Origin of the sequence: Sphingomonas aerolata (assembly GCF_023935825.1) — a bacterium.
GTDB lineage: Bacteria > Pseudomonadota > Alphaproteobacteria > Sphingomonadales > Sphingomonadaceae > Sphingomonas > Sphingomonas aerolata.
Window position 1 is genome coordinate 349,888 of record NZ_CP098762.1, and the last position, 21,177, is coordinate 371,064.

Consider the following 21,177-nt stretch of genomic DNA (forward strand, 5'->3'; position numbering starts at 1 on the left):
AGCACGATTGCATCGGCCGCGGATCGCCTCGATATGCGAGGTTGCGCAGGCAAACAAGCCGCCGCGCATTGGCGACGGGAAGGCGACAGGATTTGGGCTGGTTCGGCAGGCTATTGGGCGAGAAGCACGACGAGGCGCTGCCACTTTATACCGCGGTCGTGCAGCGCGCGCGCGCGGAGCATTGGTATCGCGACGGGCAGGTGCCCGATACGGTCGACGGCCGCTTCGATATGATCGCCGCGGTGCTCGCGCTCGTCATGCTGCGGATGGAATCGGAGCCGTCGGGCGGCGAGCCCGCCGCGCGACTCGCGGAACGCTTCGTCGACGACATGGACGGGCAGCTGCGCGAGCTCGGAATCGGCGACATCATCGTCGGCAAGCATATCGGCCGGATGATGAGCATGCTCGGCGGGCGGCTTGGTGCCTATCGCGACGGGCTCGCGGCCGGTGATCTCGACGGACCGCTGGTCCGCAACCTCTATCGCGGTGATCCGCCCGCGCCCCCCGCGCTCGCGCATGTCCGCACGGTGCTCACCGACTTCCACGCCGCGCTCGCGGGCGTCCCGCTATCAACCCTACTCGCCGGAGAGCTGCCATGACCCCCGAATTCAGCCGTCCCGAGCTACTCGACACGATCGGCGAGCGCGATCGCAGTGTGACCTTCGCCGCAACGCCCGAGGAACGCCGCAAGCTTGCCGCGCGGTTTGCGATCCTGTCCGTTGACCTGCTCGAGGCGCACTTCACGATCCGACGCGATACGAGCGGGATCGTCGCCAACGGGCGTGTGACGGCAAAGGTGGTGCAGGCCTGTTCGGTGACCGACGAACCGCTCACCGCGACGATCGACGAGCCCGTCGCGCTGCGCTTCGTCGACAATTTCGGCGCGGTCGACGGCGAGATCGAATTGTCGGACGATGCGCTCGACACCGTGCCGATCGATGGCGGTGCGGTCGATCTGGGGGAAGCGGCGGCCGAGACGCTCGCGCTTGCGCTCGATCCCTTTCCCCGCGGCCCCAATGCCGCGGCCACACTGCGCGCCGCCGGGGTGATCAGCGAGGACGAATATCAGCCGGTCAACGCGTTTTCGGGGCTGAAGGCGAAGCTCGAGGGCAAGGGCTGACGCGTCCGGCCCGACGCGTCAGTCCGCGTCGGGCCCCAGCGTCGGATCGAGATCGCGCGGCCGCACGAAGCGGGTGAACCGCGCCGATCCGCTCGTCAGATCGTCCCAGTCGTCAATGTCGAACTGCAGCTCGGCAAGACTCGCGGTCGGATATTTGTCCTCGACCGCGTCGCGGAACGGGTGGGTCACGTCTGGGGTCAGCAACAGGACCAGATCCTCGAGCCCCGGATTATGCCCGATCACCAGCGCGCGATCGACGCCACGCGGCAGGTCGCGGACGAGGTCGAGAATCGTCCCCGCCGACGCCAGATACAGCCGCCGGTCCCAGTCGGGTGCCAGCGTGCGTCCATAACCCGCGACGATCTCGTCGAGCGTCTCGACGACACGGACCGCGGGCGAGGCGACGACATGGTCGAACGCGAGCGACAGTGTGCGCATCTGCCGCCCGATGATCGTCGCGGCACGGCGGCCCTTGGCGTTCAGCGGCCGGTCGAAATCGCGCGAGACCGTGTCGTCCCAGCCCGACTTGGCATGGCGCAGCAGCGTCAGCGTCTTCATGGCTCGGGCGTCATGATAAGGGTCCTCGGGCCGGTTCGCCCGCCTCATGCCTCAAGGCGGCGCGCGAGGAAAGCCGTGCCGCGACTCGGGTCACCGCTTCGTCGAGCGTGACGCGTGTCACCGGAACCCCCGGCGGGAAGGCGCTCAGCAGCCGCGACGGCATCGCCGCGGACAGCATGACGAATGCCCCCGAATCGTCTGCACGCCGGATCAGCCGGCCGAACGCCTGCGCGAGCCGCGCGCGGATCAGCCGGTCGTCATACACGGCGCCACCACCCGCAAGCCGTCGTGCGGCATGCAGCACGGTCGGCTTGGGCCAGGGCACGCCCTCCATCACCACCAGCCGCAGCGATTCGCCCGGCACGTCGACCCCGTCGCGCAGTGCATCGGTGCCGAGCAGCGACGCGCCCGGGTCATCGCGGAAGATATCGACCAATGTGCCGGTATCGATCGGATCGACATGCTGCGCGAGCAGCGGCAGCCCCTCGCGCGCCAGCCGGTCGGCGATCCGCCCGTGCACGCCGCGCAACCGGCGGATCGCGGTGAACAGCCCCAGCGTCCCGCCGCGCGAGGCGACGATCAGCCGGGCATAGGCGTTGGCCAGCGCGCCCACATCGCCGCGCTTGACGTCGGTGACAATCAGCACCTCGGCCTGTGTCGCATAGTCGAACGGGCTGAGCGCGGCGAACCGCGCGGCCGGGCGGGTGAGATGCGGTGCGCCGCTGCGCGCCTCGGCGATCTGCCAACCTTCTTCCGCGCTGCCGCCCCCGGTCAGCGTCGCCGACGTCACCAGCGCGCCATGCGCGGGTTTAAGTACGACCTCCGCAAACGGGCGGGTCGGGTCGAGCCAGCGGCGGTGCAGCCCGATATCGAATTCGCGTCCCTCGACCCGGTCGACCGCGAGCCAGTCGACGAAATCGGCATCCGCGGGCCCGCCGACGCGCGCCAGCAGCGAAAGCCAGGCCGCCACCGTCTCCGCGCGCCACCCGATCGACGCGATCGCGCCCTCGACGCGTGCGCGCGCCGGCCCGTCGAGCCAGTCGGGGGCCTCGCTCAGCACCGCCTCGAGCCGCCGGCCGAGCGTCACCAGCGGGCGCACCAGCGCGTCGAGCGCGGCGGCGGCGGGTGCTGCGGCCTCGATCAGTGTCGGATCGGGTTCGGCCAGTTCGGTCTCCAGCCCATAGCCCGCATCGCCCGGCTGTTCGGCGCGCGCATAGGTCAGCCCGCGGACCGCAGCGAGCAGCTCCTCGATCGGCCCGAACGGCGCGCCCTCGCCGATCCGCTGCAGCCAGCCCTCGCTCGCCAGCGCGCCGGCCGCGGCCACCGCCTCGCCGATCGCGCGATTGCCCGCCTCGTCATAGCTGGCGAGATCGGACAGGCGTGCGGCCAGTCCGCGCCGCCGCCCCCGGCTGCTGCCCTCGGGACCGATGATCCAGCGGCGCAGCTCGATCGTCTCGCCGCCGGTCAGCGCGGTCGCGAACATCGAATCGGCGGCGTCGAAGATGTGATGCCCCTCGTCGAACACATAACGCGTCGGTCGCGTCGCGAGTTCGCGTCCGCGCGCCGCGTTGACCATCACCAGCGCATGGTTGGCGATGACGATGTCGGCATCGGTCGAGGCGCGCGCCGCGCGTTCGATGAAGCATTTGCGGTAATGCGGGCAGCCGGCATAGACGCACTCGCCGCGCCGGTCGGTTAGCGCGGTCGATCCGTTGCGCCGGAACAGCGTCGGCAGCCAGCCGGGCAGGTCGCCGCCGACCATGTCGCCGTCCGCGCTATACGCGGCCCAGCGCGCGACGAGCTGCGCGAGCACTGCCGCCCGCCCCGCAAACCCGCCCTGCAACGCGTCCTCGAGGTTCAGCAGGCAGAGATAATTCTCGCGACCCTTGCGCGTGACGACCTTGGTCCGGCGGACCGCGGGATCGGGAAAGAGCCGTTCGGTCTCGCGTCCCAGCTGGCGCTGCAGCGCCTTGGTGTAGGTCGAGATCCAGACCGCGCCGCCCGCCTTTTCCGCCCAGATCGAGGCGGGGGCGAGATAGCCGAGCGTCTTGCCGATCCCGGTCCCCGCCTCCGCCAGCACCAGATTGGGCGAATCGCGCACCGCCCGCGGCGCGAACGCGGCCGTCGCCGCGGCGGCATAGGCGCGCTGCCCCGGTCGTTCCTCCGCGCCATGCCCGGTCAGGTCGTCGAGTCGCGCCTCGGCATCGCCCGGCTCGATCGCGATCGTCCGCGGCGCGGGGCGCGGGGCCTGCTCCTCCCATTCGGGCAGCTTCGAAAACAGCCAGCGTTCGTTGACCGCCGGCTTGGCCAGCCGTTCGGCGACCACGGGCGCCCAGGGCCAGCGCAACCGGTAGAGCGACTGCGCCGCGGTCCAGGCCCCCTCGCGCTCGGGCCAGTCGGCCGCGTCGGTCAGCGCCAGCATCGCCTCGGCGGCGCGCAACAGGAACGGCGCGACATCGGCATCGTCGGTCGGCAGGTCGAGGCCGGTGACGCGGGCGATGCCCTTTGGCGTCGGCACCGCGAACTGCGCCGGGCGCAGGAACGCGTAGAGTTCGAGCAGGTCGAGTCCCGACAGATCGGCATAGCCCAGACGCTGGCCGATCAGCGCGGCGTTGAGCAGGATGACGGGGGTATCGGCAGCGATCCGGATCGCTTCGCCACGCCCGATCCCGCGCGTCTCGCCGCCCTGCGCGACCCAGATGCCGCCATGGCTGGCGTGAAGGGCGGGGTAGGCAAGCACGTTGCCGACCGTGCGCGATGCGGAACGAATTGGCAACCTCGCCGTGTCGAAAAGCCGCAATACCGGCTTGTACGTGGGTCTCGTCGGTGATGAGGAGCCGTCCCCGCCCTGCCGAACTGACGCTGGGTCGCGCACCGGGCAGCGTGCCGGGCGATGTTCATTCGGTGCAATTTTCAGCATCGGCCGGCGGACGAGCCAAGTCATTCCAATATTCTGACGATCGGTCGGCCGACACCTGTCCGAAACGGATCATGTTTGGTCCGTTACGGCGGGGACAGCGGATAGTCTTTCCCGGGGAGAGGGCCGATGAGCGAGTCGCTGGGAATCATCGATATCATCGTGCGCGAGGCGGTGGCATTTGCTGCGGTCGGCTTGTTGATCGGCGGCATCGATGACCTCCTGGTCGACATCGCATTCTTTGTCTGGAAAATCTGGCGCGGACCGTCGACCTTGCCGGGCATGGACGCGTTGCCCACGCCGTCGGAGCCCGGCCGGCTCGCGGTCTTCGTGCCGGCCTGGGATGAGGTGGCGGTGATCGGCGCGATGCTGTCGGCGGCGGTGGCGCGGTTCGACCATGACGATTACCGCATCTTCGTCGGACTCTATCCGAACGACCGCGCGACGATCGACGCCGCGGCGCGCGTGGCGGCGCGCGATCCTCGGATCCGCCTGGTCATCGGCCAGCGCGACGGACCGACCACAAAGGCGGACTGCCTCAACACGCTCTGGCATGCGCTGCGCCGCGCCGACGATCGCGACGGGCGGCGGACCAAGGCGGTCGTGCTGCACGATGCGGAAGACGTCGTGCACCCGCTCGAACTGCGCGTGTTCGATTCGCTGATCGATCATTATGCCGTCGTGCAATTGCCCGTCCTGCCGCTCGTCAAGCGCGGCTCGCGGCTCGTGTCGGGGCATTATGCCGATGAGTTCGCCGAAGCGCATATGAAGCAGCTGGTCATCCGTACCGCACTCGGTGCGGGGATGCCGCTGGCGGGGACGGGGTGTGCGATGTCCACCGCGATCCTCGATACCGTGGCGGCGACCCGCGACGGCGATCCGTTCGACGCGTCCAGCCTGACCGAGGATTATGAGCTCGGGCTGCGGATCGCCCAGCTCGGCGGGGCTGGACGGTTTGCGCGGATCGTCGACGATGCGGGCGCGCTGATCGCGGTGCGGGCGTTCTTCCCGGCGACCTTCGACGCCGCCGTCCGGCAAAAGGCGCGCTGGATGACCGGGATCGCGCTGGCGGGCTGGGACCGGACGGGCTGGGCCCGTCCGCAGGCGCTGGCCGATCACTGGATGCGGATGCGCGACCGGCGGGCGCCGCTCAGCATGGTCGTGCTGGCCGCGGCCTATGTCGGGCTGACCGCCTGGGTGCTGACGTTCCTGGTTCATGCGATGGTCCCGGCCGCGCAGGGCTGGCCGGCGATGCCGGTCGTCTGGCTGGCGGGGGCGAATATCGGGCTTCTCGTGTGGCGGCTCGGCATGCGGATGGCCTTCACCGCGCGCATCTACGGCCTGGCCGAGGCATTCTGGTCGCTGCCCCGCTTCGTCGTCGGCAATGTCATCAGCCTGATCGCCGCGCCGCGCGCCGTGGTCCGCTATATTGCGATGCTCCGCGGCGCGGCGCTGGTCTGGGACAAGACCCGGCATGAATTTCCCGATCTCCGATCATCGGGAGGGTGAGCGGGACGCGCACGCTGCGCCACGGGTGAAGGGCGGGCGGCCGCTCCGTTTTCTCGCCGCCGCGCTCGGCGCATGGGTCGTGATGCGGATCCTGGTGCTGTCACCCTATGCCGCGGGGGTGCTGACGCCCGGCGGATCTGGCAGCCAGCAGCGTCCCACTGTCGCGGCGGGGACGCGGCACGATCGACAATCTTCGCTCACCGCCCGCGCCGTCGGTATCGCTGCCATCGACCATCATCGCGCCGCCGCCAATGCCAATGCCGCTCTTGCCGCCGCCCGCCGCCCCGACCGGCGTGTCTCGCCGCAACCGCCCGACGATACCATCGGGCACGGTCCCCGCGCGTCGCCCGGTCATGCCCGCGCCGCGCCGGTGCTCGCCGCGGTCATCCTGAACGCGCGTGCTCGCCCCGCTGACGTTCGCGCGAGGCACGCCGCAGATCGTGACGTCGAATTCACTATGGACGTCCAGCCCGACCTTGCGCTCGACCGGCAGGGCCGGATCGCGATGCTCCCGCCGCTCGGTCCGGCCGCGATCGGTGCGACCCGCGCAACTGCGCACGCGCGGCTGAGCGTCAGCAGCTGGCTGCTCGCCCGCGGTGGCGCGTCGGGTACCGTGTCCGGGGGGCAATTGGGCGCATCGCAGGCGGGGGTGCGGGCCGTCTACGGAATCGACCCATCGCGGCGGCTCGGGCTGACCGCGCGGCTGGCAGCGCCGCTCGAGGGACGCGGACGTGAGGCGGCCCTCGGCATCGAATGGCGGCCGACCCGCGGGCCCGTCCGTCTGATCGCCGAACAGCGCTTCGTCCTCGACGGGGGCCGCGGCGGCCCGACGGTCGGCGTGATCGCAGGCTACGGCCCCGCCGAGATCGCACCGGGCGCGCGGATCGAGACCTATGGTCAGGCAGGGGCGATCGTGCGCGACGGCGTCGAAGGGTTCGTCGATGCCGCTGCGCGCCTGACGCACGGCGTCGCGGAACGCGGCAGGCTCCGCCTCGACGCGGGGGTCGGCGCATGGGTGAGCGCTCAGCGGGGGGCGGCACGGGGCGATCTCGGTCCGTCGCTTGGCCTAGCAGTGCCGCTCGGCCGACGATCGGTCCGTCTCGCGCTCGACTGGCGCCAGCGTATCGCCGGCACCGCCCGCCCCGGCTCGGGTCCCGCACTCTCGGTCGGCAGCGACTTCTAGGCGGCCGCTAGCCCCCGCGGCCGGTTTGCGTATAACGACGCGCGTGGACCTGTATCTTCCCATCGCAAACCTGTCGGTCAATGCGCTCGTCATCATCCTGCTCGGCGGCGGTGTCGGGCTCCTGTCGGGGATGTTCGGGGTCGGCGGCGGCTTTCTGACGACGCCGCTGCTGATCGTCTACGGCATCCCGCCGACCGTCGCCGCCGCCTCGTCCGCGAGCCAGGTCACGGGGGCGAGCGTGTCGGGCGTGTTCGCGCATTTCCGCCGCAACGGCGTCGACGTGAAGATGGGCGGCGTCCTCGTCGCAGGCGGCATATTAGGCGCGTTCTTCGGCGCCTGGCTGTTCCGGCTGCTCCAGCAGAGCGGCCAGATCGATACCGTGATCGCGATCGTCTATGTCGTGATGCTTGGCTCGATCGGCGGCATGATGGCGAGCGAATCGATCGGGACGATCCGCCGCGCGCGGACCGGCCGCCCCGCCAAGCCCCGCAAGCGACGCCATCATCCGCTGGTCGCCGCGCTGCCGCTGCGCACGCGATTCTACGCCTCGGGCCTGTATATCTCGCCGCTCGCGCCGTTGCTGCTCGGCTTTTCGACCGGGATCCTGACCATGTTGCTGGGGATCGGCGGCGGGTTCATCCTGGTACCGGCGATGATCTACCTGCTCGGCATGGCGACGTCGGTGGTGGTCGGGACCTCGCTGTTCCAGACGCTGTTCGTCACCGCGGTGGCGACGATGGTGCATGCGACGACGACCAAGGCGGTCGACATCGTGCTGGCCGGGCTGCTGCTGATCGGATCGGTTGTCGGCGCGCAGATCGGTGCGCGGTTCGCGACCAAATTCCGTCCCGAATATCTCCGTCTCGGGCTCGCCGTGATGGTCCTGCTCGTCGGTGCACGGATCGTGCTCGGGCTGGTGTGGCGGCCCGAGGAGATCTTCTCGGTCACGCTGTCGTGAAGCCGGGCGCGCCGCTCCTCCTGCTCGCGCCGCTGCTGATGGCACAGGCCAAGCCGGTGCTCGTCCCCGACGTGTCGCAGCGCAATATCGAGATCGCCTACAGCTTCACCGGCGCCGAACTGCTGCTGTTCGGCGCGATCCTCTATCCCGGCGGGCGCCTGCCGAGCGGCGAGAGTCCCACCGACATCGTCGTCGTCGTCAAGGGGCCGACCCAGTCGATCGTGATGCGCGAGAAGGAGAAGGTCGCCGGCATCTGGGTCAACACGTCGCGGCTGCGCTATCGGTCCGCGCCCAGTTTCTATGCGATCGCCTCATCCAAGCCGATCGGGCGGCTGGTCGACGACCGCACCCGGGCGATCTACGAACTCGGCCTCGACAGCCTGCAATTGTCGCCCGCCTCGAGCGCACCGATTCCGACGCAGGACCGGTTCCAGCGTGGCCTGGTCGACCTGAAACGGCGTGCCGGGCTGTATTACGAGGCGCCGGGCGCGGTCGAGATCACAGATGACGTGCTGTACCGCGCGCGGGTTTCGGTGCCCGCGCGCGTACCGGTCGGGCGCTTCACCGCGGAAACCTTCCTGATCCGCGACGGCCGTGTGCTGGCCGCGGCGGTGCGTGACATCGACATCCGCAAATCGGGGTTCGAACGCTTCGTCGCGCGAGCGGCCGACCGGTCGGCGATCGCCTATGGCCTGGTCGCGGTCTTTCTCTCGATCTTTCTCGGCTGGGCGGCCGGCTGGATCGCGCGCCGGGTCTGAGGCGCGCAAACGCTCACGCATTCTTTACCCGTGCGCGGCATGGATGCGGACATCTGGCAAAAGCCGGAGGATCGAGGACCGACCGCCTATGACCGACATGCCCGCCGCCCATCTGTTCCAGCGGGCGATTGCCGCCGCGGCGATCGCGGACGGCGCGGGGCCGGACGCATCACCGGGGGGACAGGGCGACGCTCCGATTGGCGTCATATCCGCGATTGCCGGCGCCAGCAGCCGGGTCCTGCTCGACCGGACCGCGATCGCGCCGCTGCTCGCGCACCCCGACGCGGTGCTCGCCGCCGCCGGCCAGGTCGGCAGCCAGGTCAAGATCCGGGTCGGCACGTCATGGATCATCGCCAATGTCCGCTCGCTCGCGCTCGAGGCGGCGATGGGCAGCGTCATCGCGGGCGATATCGATTTCCTTGGCGAGGGGGACGAGGACCGGGCGACCGGCGCGTTGTACGGATTCCGCCGCGGCGTGACGCGCTATCCCATGCCGGGCTGCGAGGTGTTCGCGGTCACGACGCGCGACCTGCGCGAGGTCTATGCCGCCGAGGACCGCGCGAATATCGCGATCGGCACCGTCTATCCGACCGCCGACGTTCCCGCCGCGCTGTATGTCGATGCGATGCTCGGCAAGCATTTCGCGCTCGTCGGCTCGACCGGCACGGGCAAGTCGACCGCTGCCGCGCTGATCCTGCACCGGATCTGCGACCTCGCGCCGCAGGGGCATATCGTGATGATCGACCCGCATGGCGAATATGCGGCGGCCTTTGGCACGAACGGCGCGATCCACGACGTGTCGAACCTGCAAATGCCCTATTGGCTGATGAATTTCGAAGAGCATTGCGAGGTCTTCCTGACCAGCACCGGGGAACAGCGCCAGTTCGATGCGGACATCCTCGCCAAATGCCTGCTCGCCGCCCGCGCGAAGAGCCGGCTCGGCCAGGCGATCGCCAAGCTGACGGTCGACGCGCCGATCCCCTATCTGCTCAGCGACCTGACCGGCATCATCAGCCTTGAGATGGGCAAGATGGACCGCGCCGGCGACACCAGCCCCTATTTGCGGCTCAAGGGCAAGATCGACGAGATCAAGGCGGATCCGCGCTATGGCTTCATGTTCTCGGGGATGCTCGTCGCGGACACGATGGCGGCGTTTCTCCAGCGTATCTTCCGCCTGCCGGGCGACGGCCGGCCGATCTCGATCATCGACGTGTCGGGCGTGCCGTCGGACATCACCGCGGTCGTCGTCGCGATGCTCGCACGGATGACGTTCGACTTCGCGATCTGGTCGCGCAACGAGCCGCAGCGACCGATCCTGCTCGTCTGCGAGGAGGCGCATCGCTATATCCCGAACGATCGTCAGGCGGAGAGCTCGGTCGGGCGGATCCTCGGACGGATCGCCAAAGAGGGTCGCAAATACGGCGTTTCGCTCGGGTTGATCACGCAGCGCCCGTCCGATCTGGCGGAAGGCGTCCTGTCGCAGTGCGGGACGATCGTCGCGATGCGGCTCAACAACGAACGCGATCAGGCCTTTGTCCGCGCGGCGATGCCCGAGGGCGCACGCGGCTTTCTCGAATCCATCCCCGCGCTGCGCAATCGCGAGGCCATTATCTGCGGGGAGGGCGTGACGATCCCGATCCGCGTCGCGTTCGACGATCTCGAGGACACGCGCCGCCCCGCCTCGAGCGATCCGCTCTTCTCGGCGCTGTGGCGCGATGTCGGCGGCGAGGAGCAGATCATCGACCGGACGATCCTGAAATGGCGCGCGCAGGGCAAGTGAGCCGGCTGTCGGTCGTCGTGGCGGGTGCTACTCGCGGCGGCGCCTAGGCGGCGTAGTCGGTTTCGGTGATCTCGTTGTCCGCCATCAGCCGCAGCCGGTTGATCAGGCGGCATGCGATCTCCGGCTTGCCGGGCCCGTTCGGGGTGGCGAGCATCGGGATGAGCTGCTGGTCGACGAACGTGTCGGGACCCGAATAGGCCAGTGAAAAGCGCCGGAACCCCCGGTCGAGGCCGATCATGTCCGTGATGATCGTCACGTCGCTATGGCGCCGGTCGGCGCTCAGCCGCGCGAGCAGATTGGAGATCGCCGGATCCGGTCCCTCGACCAGCTGGACGAAGTGCAGATCGGTGATGATCAGCGCACCGGTGATGCCGGCCTGCGCGTTGCGCGCGCGGGAATCGTTGACGATGTCCATCAGCGCGCGCTGATCCATCGCGATATCGGGCTTGATCTTGCTCAGATACAGCACCGTCCGCAAGGCCGGCACGGGCGTCGCGCGGGCGGGCCGGATCGCGGTGACGGGTGTCGGGCGCGGTTGCGGTCGGCTGGCACCGCGCAGGGCCCAGTCCTGCTCGCGGCGCATCGCGCGTCCCGGAACATAGCCCTGGATCGAGATCAGCCGTCCGGTCGCGGTCGAGGAGAGCCCTGTCTGCATGATCGTCACATATCCGGTAAAGCGATGGTGCATCTCGCCTAGCATGGTGCATGACAGCACTGTAATATCGTAGAACTACGAACCGGACTTTAGTATGGGCGCCGCATCCGTGATCAGGATCGACAGCGGCCTAGTCTGCGAGAATTTGAAAAGATGATCGATCAATAGTGCGCGCAGTTGGTACGGCCATCTGCGGGGACTCGACGCCGGGTGCAGACACGTACGGCGCGGCGCGCGTCGCTAGGTGCCGGTGCGGACCGCGAGCAGGCGGGCGACCCGCGCCTTGAACGCGCGCAATGCCGGGCCGGACAGCCGTGCCGCGCTCGCCAGCGATACCGATCGCGGATTGATCGCGCCGCCGTTCCTCCACACTTCCCAGTGGAGATGCGGCCCCGTCGACATACCGGTCGAGCCGACATAGCCGATGACCTGGCCCTGGCGTACGCGCGTGCCCGATGCGACCGCGATCCGGCTCATATGGCCATAGCCGCTCGCCAGACCGCCGCCGTGGACGAGCTTGACGAAATTGCCATAGCCGCCGGTCCGGCCCGCGAAGCTCACCACCCCGTCGGTCATCGCATGGATTGGCGCGCCCCTCGGCGCCCCGATGTCGAGTCCCTTGTGCATCCGCGTGAAGCCGAGCAGCGGATGCACGCGCAGGCCGAAACCGGACGTGATGCGGCCGATCACCGGCATGCCCGACACGGCGCGGCGTTCGGTCTGGCCATTGGCATCGAACCAGCCGCCGCGACCGGCGTCTTCGCCCTCTGCAGTGGCGAGATCCGACTGGTTGTTGGTCGCAGCGGCCGGTGCGAAGCGGACGAGTTGCAGCGTGCGCCGTCCCTGGTCGATCCCGGCGAACAGCAGCGCGCCGATCCGCGTTTCGCCGGTCGCGGCGCGTTCGCGGGCAACGATCAGGTCGAAACGGTCCGTCGCGCTGACGTCGCGACCGATCGACAGCCGCGTCGCGATCGCCTTGATATAGGTCTCGACCGCCTTGGCGGGGACACCGGCGGCGCGCATCGACCGGTAGAGGCTCGATCCGGCGAGCCCCTGGATCCGCAGCGGGGTGCGATCGACCGCGATCGCCGCGCGCGTCATCGCCAGACCCGCTGCGGTGCGGTGCAGTGATACGTCGAGGTCGAACCGTGCGCGCACCGCGAGCGATTCGAGTGGGCGGGCTACCGTGCGATCCGCGCGCCGGCCCAGCGTCAGCGCGATCCGCGTGCCCGCCGGGATCGCGCCGGGATCGACCGTCTGCGCGATCAGCGCCGATGCAGCACTGGCGTCACGCCGGCTGACGCCCGCGCGGATCAAGACCCGGTCGAACGCATCGCCCTGACCCAGTGTCGCGGCAAGGTCGACGCTTGGCCGTTCGGGGGCCTGCGCGAGCGGTACGACAAGGTCGTTCGCCGCCATCCGCCGCCCCGTATCCGCGCCCTGGCCGAGCGGCGCGATCGCCAGTGCCCGCGCCTGCTCGCGTGCCGAACCGGCCAGCGGTGCGGGGACGCTGCCGGTCAGCGGACGAAAGCCGGGGGCGAGCATGACGGTTGCCGCACACAGCGCGGTGCAGGTCGCGAGGCCGCGCCACCACGTCGCACTACCGATCGCGCTGCCCAGATCGGGCACCCAGTCGATCCGTGCTGCGGCGTCGTGCAACCGCGTGACGCCCCGGGGAATTGCGTCGGAACCGGTGGCGGCGGCGCGCCCGAAACCTCGGGCGTCGATGCCGCCTGCCAGCCCCAGTTCCTGCTCCGTCCCTAGATACACGTCGCGCACCTCGTGGCCCAAATTCCTGGCGCACATTTCCGGCCAGGCTCGCCGTTCCCCCCGGCGCGGGTCGGAGTCCTGTGCAGCAAGGGTCCTAAAGTCAAATTAACCCGCCGCACGCCCGCCACGCGTGGCGACGAGGCGTGGTGCGGCGGGGGCGGACGGAAATCCGTGCGCGGAATACGGCGAACTTGTCCTGCCGGTCATTGCGCCGCGCGGCCTTACGCCCGATGTTCTGGGCTATGAGTGACGATGTGTCCGGCGGCGTGACCGCGGTCCTGGGGCCGACCAACACAGGCAAGACGCACCTCGCGATCGAGCGGATGTGCGCGCATTCGAGCGGCATGATCGGCTTCCCGCTGCGCCTGCTCGCGCGCGAGGTCTATGACCGGGTGGTCGCGATCAAGGGTGCGAACCGCGTCGCGCTGGTCACCGGCGAGGAAAAGATCATGCCGCCCGATGCGCGCTGGCTGCTCTGCACCGCCGAATCGATGCCGGACCGCGACGTCGCGTTCGTCGGGCTGGACGAGGCTCAGCTGGGCGCCGATCCCGAGCGCGGGCATGTGTTCACCGACCGGCTGCTGCGTGCCCGCGGACGCGAGGAGACGATGATCCTAGGCTCCGAGGCGCTGCGACCGATGATCAAGGCGCTGGTTCCCGGCGCGGAGATCGTCAACCGCCCGCGCTTTTCGACGCTCACCTATGCGGGCGCCAAGAAGATCAGCCGCCTGCCCAAGCGGTCCGCGATCGTCGCCTTCTCGGCCGAGGAGGTCTATGCGGTCGCCGAGATGCTGCGCCGGCTGCGCGGTGGCGCCGCGGTGGTGATGGGCGCGCTGTCACCCCGGACCCGCAACGCGCAGGTCGCGATGTTCCAGGCGGGCGAGGTCGACTATCTCGTCGCCACCGACGCGATCGGTATGGGCCTCAACATGGACGTCGCGCATGTCGCCTTCGCCAGCCTCAACAAGTTCGACGGCAAGCGCCAGCGTCGCCTGACCGTCGCCGAGATGGCGCAGATCGCCGGCCGTGCGGGCCGGCATCAGCGCGACGGGACGTTCGGCGCGCTGTCCGATGACGGGCCGGGCGCGTTCCTGCCCGAAGAGGTGCTCGCGATCGAGGAACACCGCTTTCCCCGACTCGAAAATCTCTACTGGCGGCAGGGCGAACCCGATTTCGCGAGCATCGACGCGCTGGTCGCCAGCCTCGAGGCGCGTCCGCCCGCAGGCGTCCTGCGTGCCGCCCCCCAGGCGCTCGACCTCGGCGTGCTCAAGCGGCTCGCCGAGGAGGGCTGGGTGCGCGAACGGACGCGGCACCCGAAGATGGTCGCGCGGCTCTGGGCGGCGTGCGGCATCCCCGATTTCCGCAAGGTCGGGCTCGACCCGCATGCGCGCTTTGTCTCGCGCGTGTTCGGGCATCTCAGCGAGGGGCGGGGGCATATCCCGCACCAATGGTTCGCCGACGAGATCGCGCGGCTCGACACCGTCGCGGGCGACGTGCCGGTGATCGCGGGCCGCATCGCGGCGACCCGGATCTGGGCGTATATCGCGCAGCGGGCCGACTGGCTCGCCGAGCCCGCGCACTGGGCCGCGCGCACCGCCGCGCTCGAAGAGCGTCTGTCCGACGCGCTTCATGCCAGCCTGACGCAGCGGTTCGTCGACAAGCGTACGACCGCGCTGATGCGTCAGATTGGTGCGGACGCCGCGTCGCTCCCCGTCGTGATCGGTCCGGAGGGCGAGGTGATGGTCGAGGATCACCCGATCGGCCGCCTCGACGGCTTCCGCTTCACCGTCGCCGCCGACGCGCGCGCCAGCGACAAGCGCCTGCTGCTCGCCGCCGCCGAGAAGCGGCTGGCGGGCGAACGCACGCGGCGCGGCCAGTCGCTCGTCGATGCGCCGGACGCGGATATCACGCTCGACGAGTCGGCGCAGATCGTCTGGGCGGGGCATCCGGTCGCCCGGCTCGGCGCTGGCCCGTCCTTCGCCCGCCCGAAACTGATCCTCGATCGCGCGCTCGACTGTCTCGACAAGGCGGCGCGCGAGCGGATCGAGACGCGCCTGTCGCGCTGGCTCGCGGGGATGCTGAAGCGGCGGCTCGCGGTGCTCGTCGATCTTGCCGCGCTCAGCCGCGACGCGGACGCGACCCCGGCGCTGCGCGCAGTCGCCAGCGCGATCGAGGAAGCGGGTGGGATCCTCCCCCGCCTGCCGATGCGGCTCGCGCTCGACGCGGTCGATCCCGACGAGCGCAAGCGGTTGCGCAAGATCGGCATCATGATCGGCGCGCTCGACCTGTTCGACATCCGCCTGCTCAAGCCCGAACCGGCGCGCTGGCGCCGTATCCTCGCTGGCATCCGCGGGACGGTGATCACCGCGCCGCGCGACGGGGCGACCGTGCTCGCGCGCGGCAGTGATGGCGCGACGCTCGAGGCCGGGTTCCGCCCGCTGGGGCTTCAGGCGGTGCGCGTCGACCTGATCGAGCGTATCGCCCGCGCCGCGCATGATTCGCGCACCGGCCGCGCACCGTTCGCGCCCGACCCGGCGCTCGCGACCTCGATCGGCCTCGAGCCCGCGTCGATCGAGCGGCTGATGGCCGAGCTCGGCTTCAAGGCGCTGGCGGGCGACACGCCGCGTTGGGTCTGGCGCGGCCGCCCGCCCGCGCGCGCGGTCCCTGCGACGCCGATCGACCCGTCGCGGCAGAACGCGTTTGCCGGGCTTGCCGCACTGGTCCGCCATGGGTGAAGGCGCGATGCGGATCGATCGGTTCCTGTGGTTCGTCCGGCTCGCCAAGACGCGCAGCGCGGCCCAGGCGATTGCCGAGAAGGGGCATCTGCGAATCGACGGCCGCGCGATCGACCGCGCACACTGTCCCGTCCGGATCGGCAACGTCCTCACCTTCGCCGCCAACGACCGCGTCCGCGTGATCCGCATCGAGGCACTGCCGACACGCCGCGGTCCCGCCCCCGAAGCGCAGGCGTGCTATCAAGACCTGATCGCCGGCCAGACCCCCGCCGGCACCGAAGCGGACGACGTCGCACCACCCCGCCCGTCATCCTGACGAAAGTCAGGATCCAGGATACCAAAGGACAGCGTCTCATTGCCTTGGATCCTGACTTTCGTCAGGATGACGGCGTGGTTTGGGCGGAGGCGGTCGGAGGCGGCAAAGCCTGATAACGTCTCGCAGAAGGCTTGCTATGATTGACGCGACGGGCCTGCGCGCATAGTCGCAGGCCGTTCGTCGCCGGGAAGGAATCCGGCCCAGGAGTTCTGCAATGACCTACGTCGTCACCGATGCCTGCATCCGCTGCAAGTACATGGATTGCGTGGAAGTGTGCCCGGTCGATTGCTTCTACGAGGGCGAGAACATGCTGGTGATCAATCCCAGCGAGTGCATCGACTGCGGCGTGTGCGAACCCGAATGCCCCGCCGAGGCGATCCTGCCCGACACCGAGAGCGGGCTGGAGCAGTGGCTCGAACTCAACACGACCTTCTCTGCGCAGTGGCCCAACGTCACCCGCAACGACAACCAGACGCCCCCCGACGCGGACGCGATGAAGGGCGTTGAGGGCAAGTTCGACAAGTATTTCTCGCCCGAGCCCGGCGCCGGCGACTGAAAATCGCACGAAATTCGTGTCTTTATGGCGGATTGGGGCACGAGGGCTGTCACGATCGGCTGGTAATTTTGTTGCAAAGATGGTAATTGGGTCCGTGACGGGCGCGATATGTCAAGTCGTCCGCCTGGAGTATGTTCGAACCCTATTCCTCCACGGTGCAATCCGGCGAACGCGTCGCTGTGGCACCGCGTGGAGGCATTGATCCGGAAAGGCCCCCAATGGCTGCCAAGGCACTGTCCTTCGACGTCGGTGATTTCGTCGTTTACCCAAAGCACGGAGTCGGCCGTGTGATCGAGCTGCAACGCTCGGAAATCGCCGGCATGACGCTCGAACTTTACGTCCTCCGCTTCGAGAAGGAGCGCATGACGCTCCGCGTTCCGACCAACAAGGCCGAAAGCGTCGGCATGCGCAAATTGTCCTCGGACAAGACCATGCGCGAGGCGATGGACACGCTCAAGGGCAAGCCCAAGGTCAAGCGCACCATGTGGTCGCGCCGTGCGCAGGAATATGAGGCGAAGATCAATTCGGGCGACCTCGTGTCGATCGCCGAAGTGGTTCGCGACCTGTTCCGCGCCGACGACCAGCCCGAGCAGAGCTATTCCGAGCGTCAGATCTTCGAAGGTGCGACCAGCCGTCTCGCCCGCGAACTCGCCGCGATGGAAGAGATTGACGAGCCCAAGGCGCAGGAGAAGATCCTCGACATCCTCCGCGCCGCCGCCGCGATCTACAACAAGGACAAGCTGCCCGCCTGACCGCTGGCGCTCCGTTCGATGACGCAAGGGCGGTCCCGCGGGGCCGCCCTTTTGCGTTTCTGGTCCGTCGGCCGATGACCACCACGGATTCCGCTTCCGCCTCTCGCTGATAGGGTGTATTGTCTGGGCAATACACAGGAGGATGCCATGAAGTATCTTGCGCTCGGTCTGATCATCCCGCTTGCCGCCTGCTCGTTCAGCTGGTCGGGGGACGATGACGGGGCGGGGGCATCGCCGAGCGGCACCGGCACGACCCGCACCTATATAGTCAGCGATTTCAGCACGATCGACCTGCGCGGTGCGAGTGACGTCGATGTCCGCGTGGGCACGGGCTTTTCGGTGCGCGCCCAGGGACCGGTCGAACTGCTCGACCGGCTGAAGATCGAGCGGGAAGGCGACAAGCTCGAGATCGGGCGGCGCAAGAATATGGATCTTGGCTGGGGGCGATCGGGCAAGGTCAAGGTCTTCGTCACGCTGCCGCGGCTGGCGGGGGCGACGATATCGGGATCGGGCGACATGACCGTCGACCGGGTCGAGGGAACGCGATTCGCGGCTGATATCGCGGGCTCCGGCAGCCTGGGCGTCGCGGCCGTGAAGGTCGACGATCTCGCCGTCTCGATCGCGGGCTCGGGCAGCGTCTCGGCGGCGGGATCGGCGCGGGCGCTGGCGGTCGAGATCGCCGGCTCGGGCGATGTCGACGCAGCCGGGCTCAAGGCCCGGTCCGCGCGGGTCGAGATTGCCGGTTCGGGCAGCGTCCGCGCGGTCGTCGATGGCCCTGCCACCGTCGACATGATGGGGTCGGGCGATGTCGACCTGGGCAGCGCCGCGCGGTGCACCGTGTCCAAGATGGGCTCCGGCTCGGTCCGCTGCGCACCGTGATCCGCTGCGCGCGCGGCTTGCGTCGGTGCGCCGAAGCGGCAACGATCGGGCGATGATCCGTTTTCTTGTCCTGCCGCTCCTGTTTGCCTGTCCCGTCGCCGCGGCCGCGGCCGATCGTAGCGTATCGGTGGGCAGCTTCGAGCGGGTCCGGATCGATGGTCCGTTCGACGTGCGCCTCGTCACGGGATCGCCCGGCGCGAAGGTTTCGGGGGATCCGCACGCGACCGAGGCGGTTGAGATCCGCGTCGACGGCGCGACGCTGTCGGTCCGGCGGAGCACGAGCCGCTGGGGCGAGCGCCCCGAGACGGGGGCGCAGCGTCCGGTCACCGTGACGCTGTCCACCCCGCGTCTCGCCTTTGCCAGCGTCGTGGCAGGAGGGCGGCTGACGATCGATCGCATGAAGGGGATGCGGCTGGACCTCGCGGTCAGCGGTGCGGGCAGCCTTGCGGTGAACGATGCGCAGGCGGACCAGCTGAACGCCACCGTCATCGGCACCGGGCGGATGACGCTGGCAGGGCGCAGTGCGCGGGCGCGTCTGACCGTCAGTGGCCCGGGGCTGATCGACGCGACCGCGCTTGCCGTCGATGATCTCGTCGTCATGCAGGACGGCGTCGGCGAAACCCGCGCCTCGGCGCGCCGCACCGCGCAGGTGACGAACGGCGGGGCCGGCTCGGTCACGGTCGCGGGCACCGCCGCCTGCACGGTCCGCGCCGCCGCCACTGGCCCGGTGATCTGTGGCCGCTAAGCGCGCAGGCTAGATCAGCGCGAGTTCGGCGAGCTTGGTCATCAGCGCGGGCGGCATGATGTCGAGTCCGGTCGCGTCGCCGCCGAGATCGAGCGGCGCATCGGCGCCCTCCAGATACCGCCACCCCTGATGCGCGCGCTTGGGTCGCGCCTGGACCAGCACCAATCGGGGGTCGATATGGATCGCGACGCGTCCTCCCTCCGCCTCGCCAAAGCCCAGGATCGGCGACCGCGCGATCAGCTGGTGCTTCAGGATCCAGTACATCGAGCCGCCTTCGCCGACCGGCCCCGCCACCTCCTCGTGTCGCTTGGGCAGGTAGCGGGTGGTGAGGAACACGGGGCCCTCCTCACCGCGCAGCCGCAGGCGCTCCGCCAGATGGTCGACGCTGTCCGCGCCGAACGCGACTTTGGTGAGGTGAAGCGGCATCCGTCTGGAAATGGGCGCTAATCCGCGCCAGTCAACCGGAACGTCAACCGTGCAGCCCCCACAGGCTGGCAAGGCCGAGGAACGAGAAGAACCCCATCGTGTCGGTCATTGTCGTCACGAACACCGCCGACGAGACCGCGGGATCGATCCGGAACTTGTCGAGCGTGATCGGGACCAGCACGCCGGAAAGCCCTGCGGTGATGTTGTTGGTGAGCATCGCCGCCGCGATCACGATCGACAGATCGGTGTTGCGGAAGATCACATAGGTGCCAAGCCCGATCAGCGTGCCCAGCATGACGCCATTGGCCGTGGCGATCCGGAATTCGCGGACGATCATCCGCTTGGTGTTCGAACTCGTCAGCTGGTTGGTCGCGAGCGCGCGGACCACGACCGCGAGCGTCTGCGTCCCGGCATTGCCGCCCATCCCCGATACGATCGGCATCAGCACCGCGAGCAAAGCAAAGCTCGCGATCGTCCCCTGGAACAGTCCGACGACCGACGACGCGACCATCGCAGTGCCCAGATTGACCACCAGCCAGGTGAAGCGCGTCCGCACCGTCAGCCGGATCGGCTCGTTGATGTCGCCGTCGCCTGCACCCGCCAGGCGCAGCGTATCCTCGCCCGCCTCTTCGGAAATGATGTGGACGATGTCGTCGACGGTGATCATGCCGACCAGCCGGCCGCCATGATCGACCACCGCGGCGGAGATCAGCGCATATTTCTGGAAGCGGAGCGCCACCTCTTCCTGGTCCATGTCGACCGGGATCAGCGTCTGTTCGCGCTTCATCACGTCGGCCATCGCGATCCCGCGCGGCGTGCGCAGCATCCACGACAGCTGGCACGTGCCGATCGGCTTGTGCGCGGGGTCGACGACAAAGATTTCCCAGAAATCGGTCGTCAGCTCCTCGTGACCACGCAAATAATCGATCGCGTCGCCGACGGTCCAGTGCTCGGGCACCGCGATCAGCTCGCGCTGCATCAGGCGGCCCGCGGATTCCTCGGGGTAGCTCAGCGCCTCTTCGATCGCGGCGCGATCATCGGGATCAAGCGCGCGCAGCACCGCGCGCTGCTCGTCCTCGTCCATGTCCTCGATGATCGCGACCGCGTCATCGGTATCGAGTTCGGAGGCAAGGTCGGCGACCTGGTGCGGCTCGAGCGCGTCGATCAGATCCTCGCGGACATAATCGTTCATCTCGGCGAACACGTCGCCGTCGAGCAGATCGGTGACCGCGCGCGCCAGCGCCGCACGATCCTCCTGCGGCGTCAGCTCGAACAGATCGGCGATGTCGGCAGGGTGCAGCGGCTCGACCAGCGCGCGCGCCGCCGCATTGTCGCCGTCCTCGACCGCGTCCAGCACGGCGCGGACGAACTCGGGCCGCAACCGGTCGTCGCGATCAAGCTGGGTTTCGGGCTGGGTCTCGGTTTCGACCTCGGGAAGCTCGAGTTCGCTCATGGCTGCCTCCCTTAAAAGCGTGCGCCTTGGGCCCTAACGCGCCGCGCATGCATTTGCCAGTCGCGGGGTGGATCCCTATCTGCCGCGCATCAATTCAGGAGAAGACC

Annotated in this window: 19 protein-coding genes; 13 read left to right on the forward strand and 6 right to left on the reverse strand. The window is 69.1% G+C overall.

Translation table 11 applies throughout. The annotated features are described in order from the left end of the window. Nucleotides 1–92 precede the first annotated feature (92 nt). Together NEF64_RS01645 and NEF64_RS01650 are read left to right on the forward strand one after the other, a co-directional pair. Nucleotides 93–599, forward strand: coding sequence for a ubiquinol-cytochrome C chaperone family protein (locus tag NEF64_RS01645; RefSeq protein WP_056406698.1), 507 nt, complete (start codon nt 93–95; stop codon nt 597–599). Beyond that, nucleotides 596–1,120 carry a YceD family protein gene (locus NEF64_RS01650; protein WP_252574553.1) on the forward strand — a complete coding sequence of 175 codons (525 nt, stop codon included), beginning with the start codon at nt 596–598 and terminating at the stop codon, nt 1,118–1,120. Before NEF64_RS01645 ends, NEF64_RS01650 begins: the two co-directional genes overlap by 4 nt. Before the next feature lie 18 nt (nt 1,121–1,138). Here NEF64_RS01650 and NEF64_RS01655 read toward each other — a convergent pair whose 3' ends face one another. Both NEF64_RS01655 and NEF64_RS01660 read right to left on the reverse strand, forming a co-directional pair. Then, a complete protein-coding gene (locus NEF64_RS01655) occupies nt 1,139–1,678 on the reverse strand; it encodes a SixA phosphatase family protein (protein ID WP_031396398.1) in 540 nt (179 codons plus the stop codon). A gap of 10 nt (nt 1,679–1,688) precedes the next feature. Next, a complete protein-coding gene (locus NEF64_RS01660; RefSeq protein WP_056407388.1) occupies nt 1,689–4,418 on the reverse strand; it encodes an ATP-dependent DNA helicase in 2,730 nt (909 codons plus the stop codon). A 306-nt stretch (nt 4,419–4,724) separates the two neighbouring features. Between NEF64_RS01660 and NEF64_RS01665 the strand changes: the two genes are divergently transcribed. From NEF64_RS01665 to NEF64_RS01685, 5 genes are all read left to right on the forward strand, one after another. Then, complete coding sequence (locus NEF64_RS01665; RefSeq protein ID WP_082446882.1) at nt 4,725–6,104, forward strand: glycosyl transferase family protein; 1,380 nt, start codon at nt 4,725–4,727, stop codon at nt 6,102–6,104. Further along, complete coding sequence (locus tag NEF64_RS01670) at nt 6,070–7,287, forward strand: hypothetical protein (protein ID WP_235516395.1); 1,218 nt, start codon at nt 6,070–6,072, stop codon at nt 7,285–7,287. Before NEF64_RS01665 ends, NEF64_RS01670 begins: the two co-directional genes overlap by 35 nt. 43 nt (nt 7,288–7,330) lie before the next feature. Then, nucleotides 7,331–8,245 (forward strand): sulfite exporter TauE/SafE family protein, encoded by a 915-nt coding sequence (locus NEF64_RS01675; RefSeq protein WP_037529957.1) that lies wholly within the window; start codon nt 7,331–7,333, stop codon nt 8,243–8,245. A gap of 38 nt (nt 8,246–8,283) precedes the next feature. Next, nucleotides 8,284–9,003, forward strand: a complete 720-nt coding sequence (locus NEF64_RS01680) for a TIGR02186 family protein (protein WP_052149151.1) — start codon at nt 8,284–8,286, stop codon at nt 9,001–9,003. Between the two features lie 88 nt (nt 9,004–9,091). Continuing rightward, on the forward strand, nt 9,092–10,783 hold the full coding sequence (locus NEF64_RS01685; RefSeq protein ID WP_056406702.1) for an ATP-binding protein: 1,692 nt from the start codon (nt 9,092–9,094) through the stop codon (nt 10,781–10,783). 43 nt (nt 10,784–10,826) lie between these two features. Here the strand turns inward: NEF64_RS01685 and NEF64_RS01690 are convergent, their stop codons facing one another. Beyond that, complete coding sequence (locus tag NEF64_RS01690) at nt 10,827–11,438, reverse strand: BLUF domain-containing protein (protein ID WP_162235396.1); 612 nt, start codon at nt 11,436–11,438, stop codon at nt 10,827–10,829. A gap of 240 nt (nt 11,439–11,678) precedes the next feature. Next, a complete protein-coding gene (locus NEF64_RS01695) occupies nt 11,679–13,208 on the reverse strand; it encodes a M23 family metallopeptidase (RefSeq protein ID WP_056407394.1) in 1,530 nt (509 codons plus the stop codon). A 242-nt stretch (nt 13,209–13,450) separates the two neighbouring features. Here NEF64_RS01695 and NEF64_RS01700 point away from each other — a divergent pair, with 242 nt between their 5' ends. The 6 genes from NEF64_RS01700 (at nt 13,451) to NEF64_RS01725 (ending at nt 19,191) form a co-directional block, all read left to right on the forward strand. Further along, the gene (locus NEF64_RS01700; protein ID WP_056406704.1) at nt 13,451–15,943 is read left to right on the forward strand and encodes a helicase-related protein; all 2,493 of its coding nucleotides are present in this window, start codon (nt 13,451–13,453) and stop codon (nt 15,941–15,943) included. After that, nucleotides 15,936–16,259, forward strand: coding sequence for an RNA-binding S4 domain-containing protein (locus tag NEF64_RS01705; protein WP_042466606.1), 324 nt, complete (start codon nt 15,936–15,938; stop codon nt 16,257–16,259). Before NEF64_RS01700 ends, NEF64_RS01705 begins: the two co-directional genes overlap by 8 nt. A gap of 214 nt (nt 16,260–16,473) precedes the next feature. Next, on the forward strand, nt 16,474–16,815 hold the full coding sequence (gene fdxA / locus NEF64_RS01710) for a ferredoxin FdxA (protein WP_031393648.1): 342 nt from the start codon (nt 16,474–16,476) through the stop codon (nt 16,813–16,815). 218 nt (nt 16,816–17,033) lie between these two features. Beyond that, nucleotides 17,034–17,567, forward strand: a complete 534-nt coding sequence (locus NEF64_RS01715; RefSeq protein ID WP_031393647.1) for a CarD family transcriptional regulator — start codon at nt 17,034–17,036, stop codon at nt 17,565–17,567. Between the two features lie 147 nt (nt 17,568–17,714). After that, entirely contained in the window at nt 17,715–18,446 is a 732-nt protein-coding gene (locus NEF64_RS01720; RefSeq protein ID WP_056406706.1) for a head GIN domain-containing protein, read from the forward strand. Between the two features lie 52 nt (nt 18,447–18,498). Next, on the forward strand, nt 18,499–19,191 hold the full coding sequence (locus NEF64_RS01725; protein WP_056406708.1) for a GIN domain-containing protein: 693 nt from the start codon (nt 18,499–18,501) through the stop codon (nt 19,189–19,191). Between the two features lie 9 nt (nt 19,192–19,200). On the opposite strand, the gene NEF64_RS01730 is transcribed toward NEF64_RS01725, so the two are convergent. Beyond that, nucleotides 19,201–19,617 (reverse strand): DUF1489 family protein, encoded by a 417-nt coding sequence (locus tag NEF64_RS01730; RefSeq protein WP_031396430.1) that lies wholly within the window; start codon nt 19,615–19,617, stop codon nt 19,201–19,203. Between the two features lie 43 nt (nt 19,618–19,660). Next, complete coding sequence (gene mgtE, locus NEF64_RS01735; RefSeq protein WP_031440994.1) at nt 19,661–21,070, reverse strand: magnesium transporter; 1,410 nt, start codon at nt 21,068–21,070, stop codon at nt 19,661–19,663. Between the last annotated feature and the right edge of the window lie 107 nt (nt 21,071–21,177).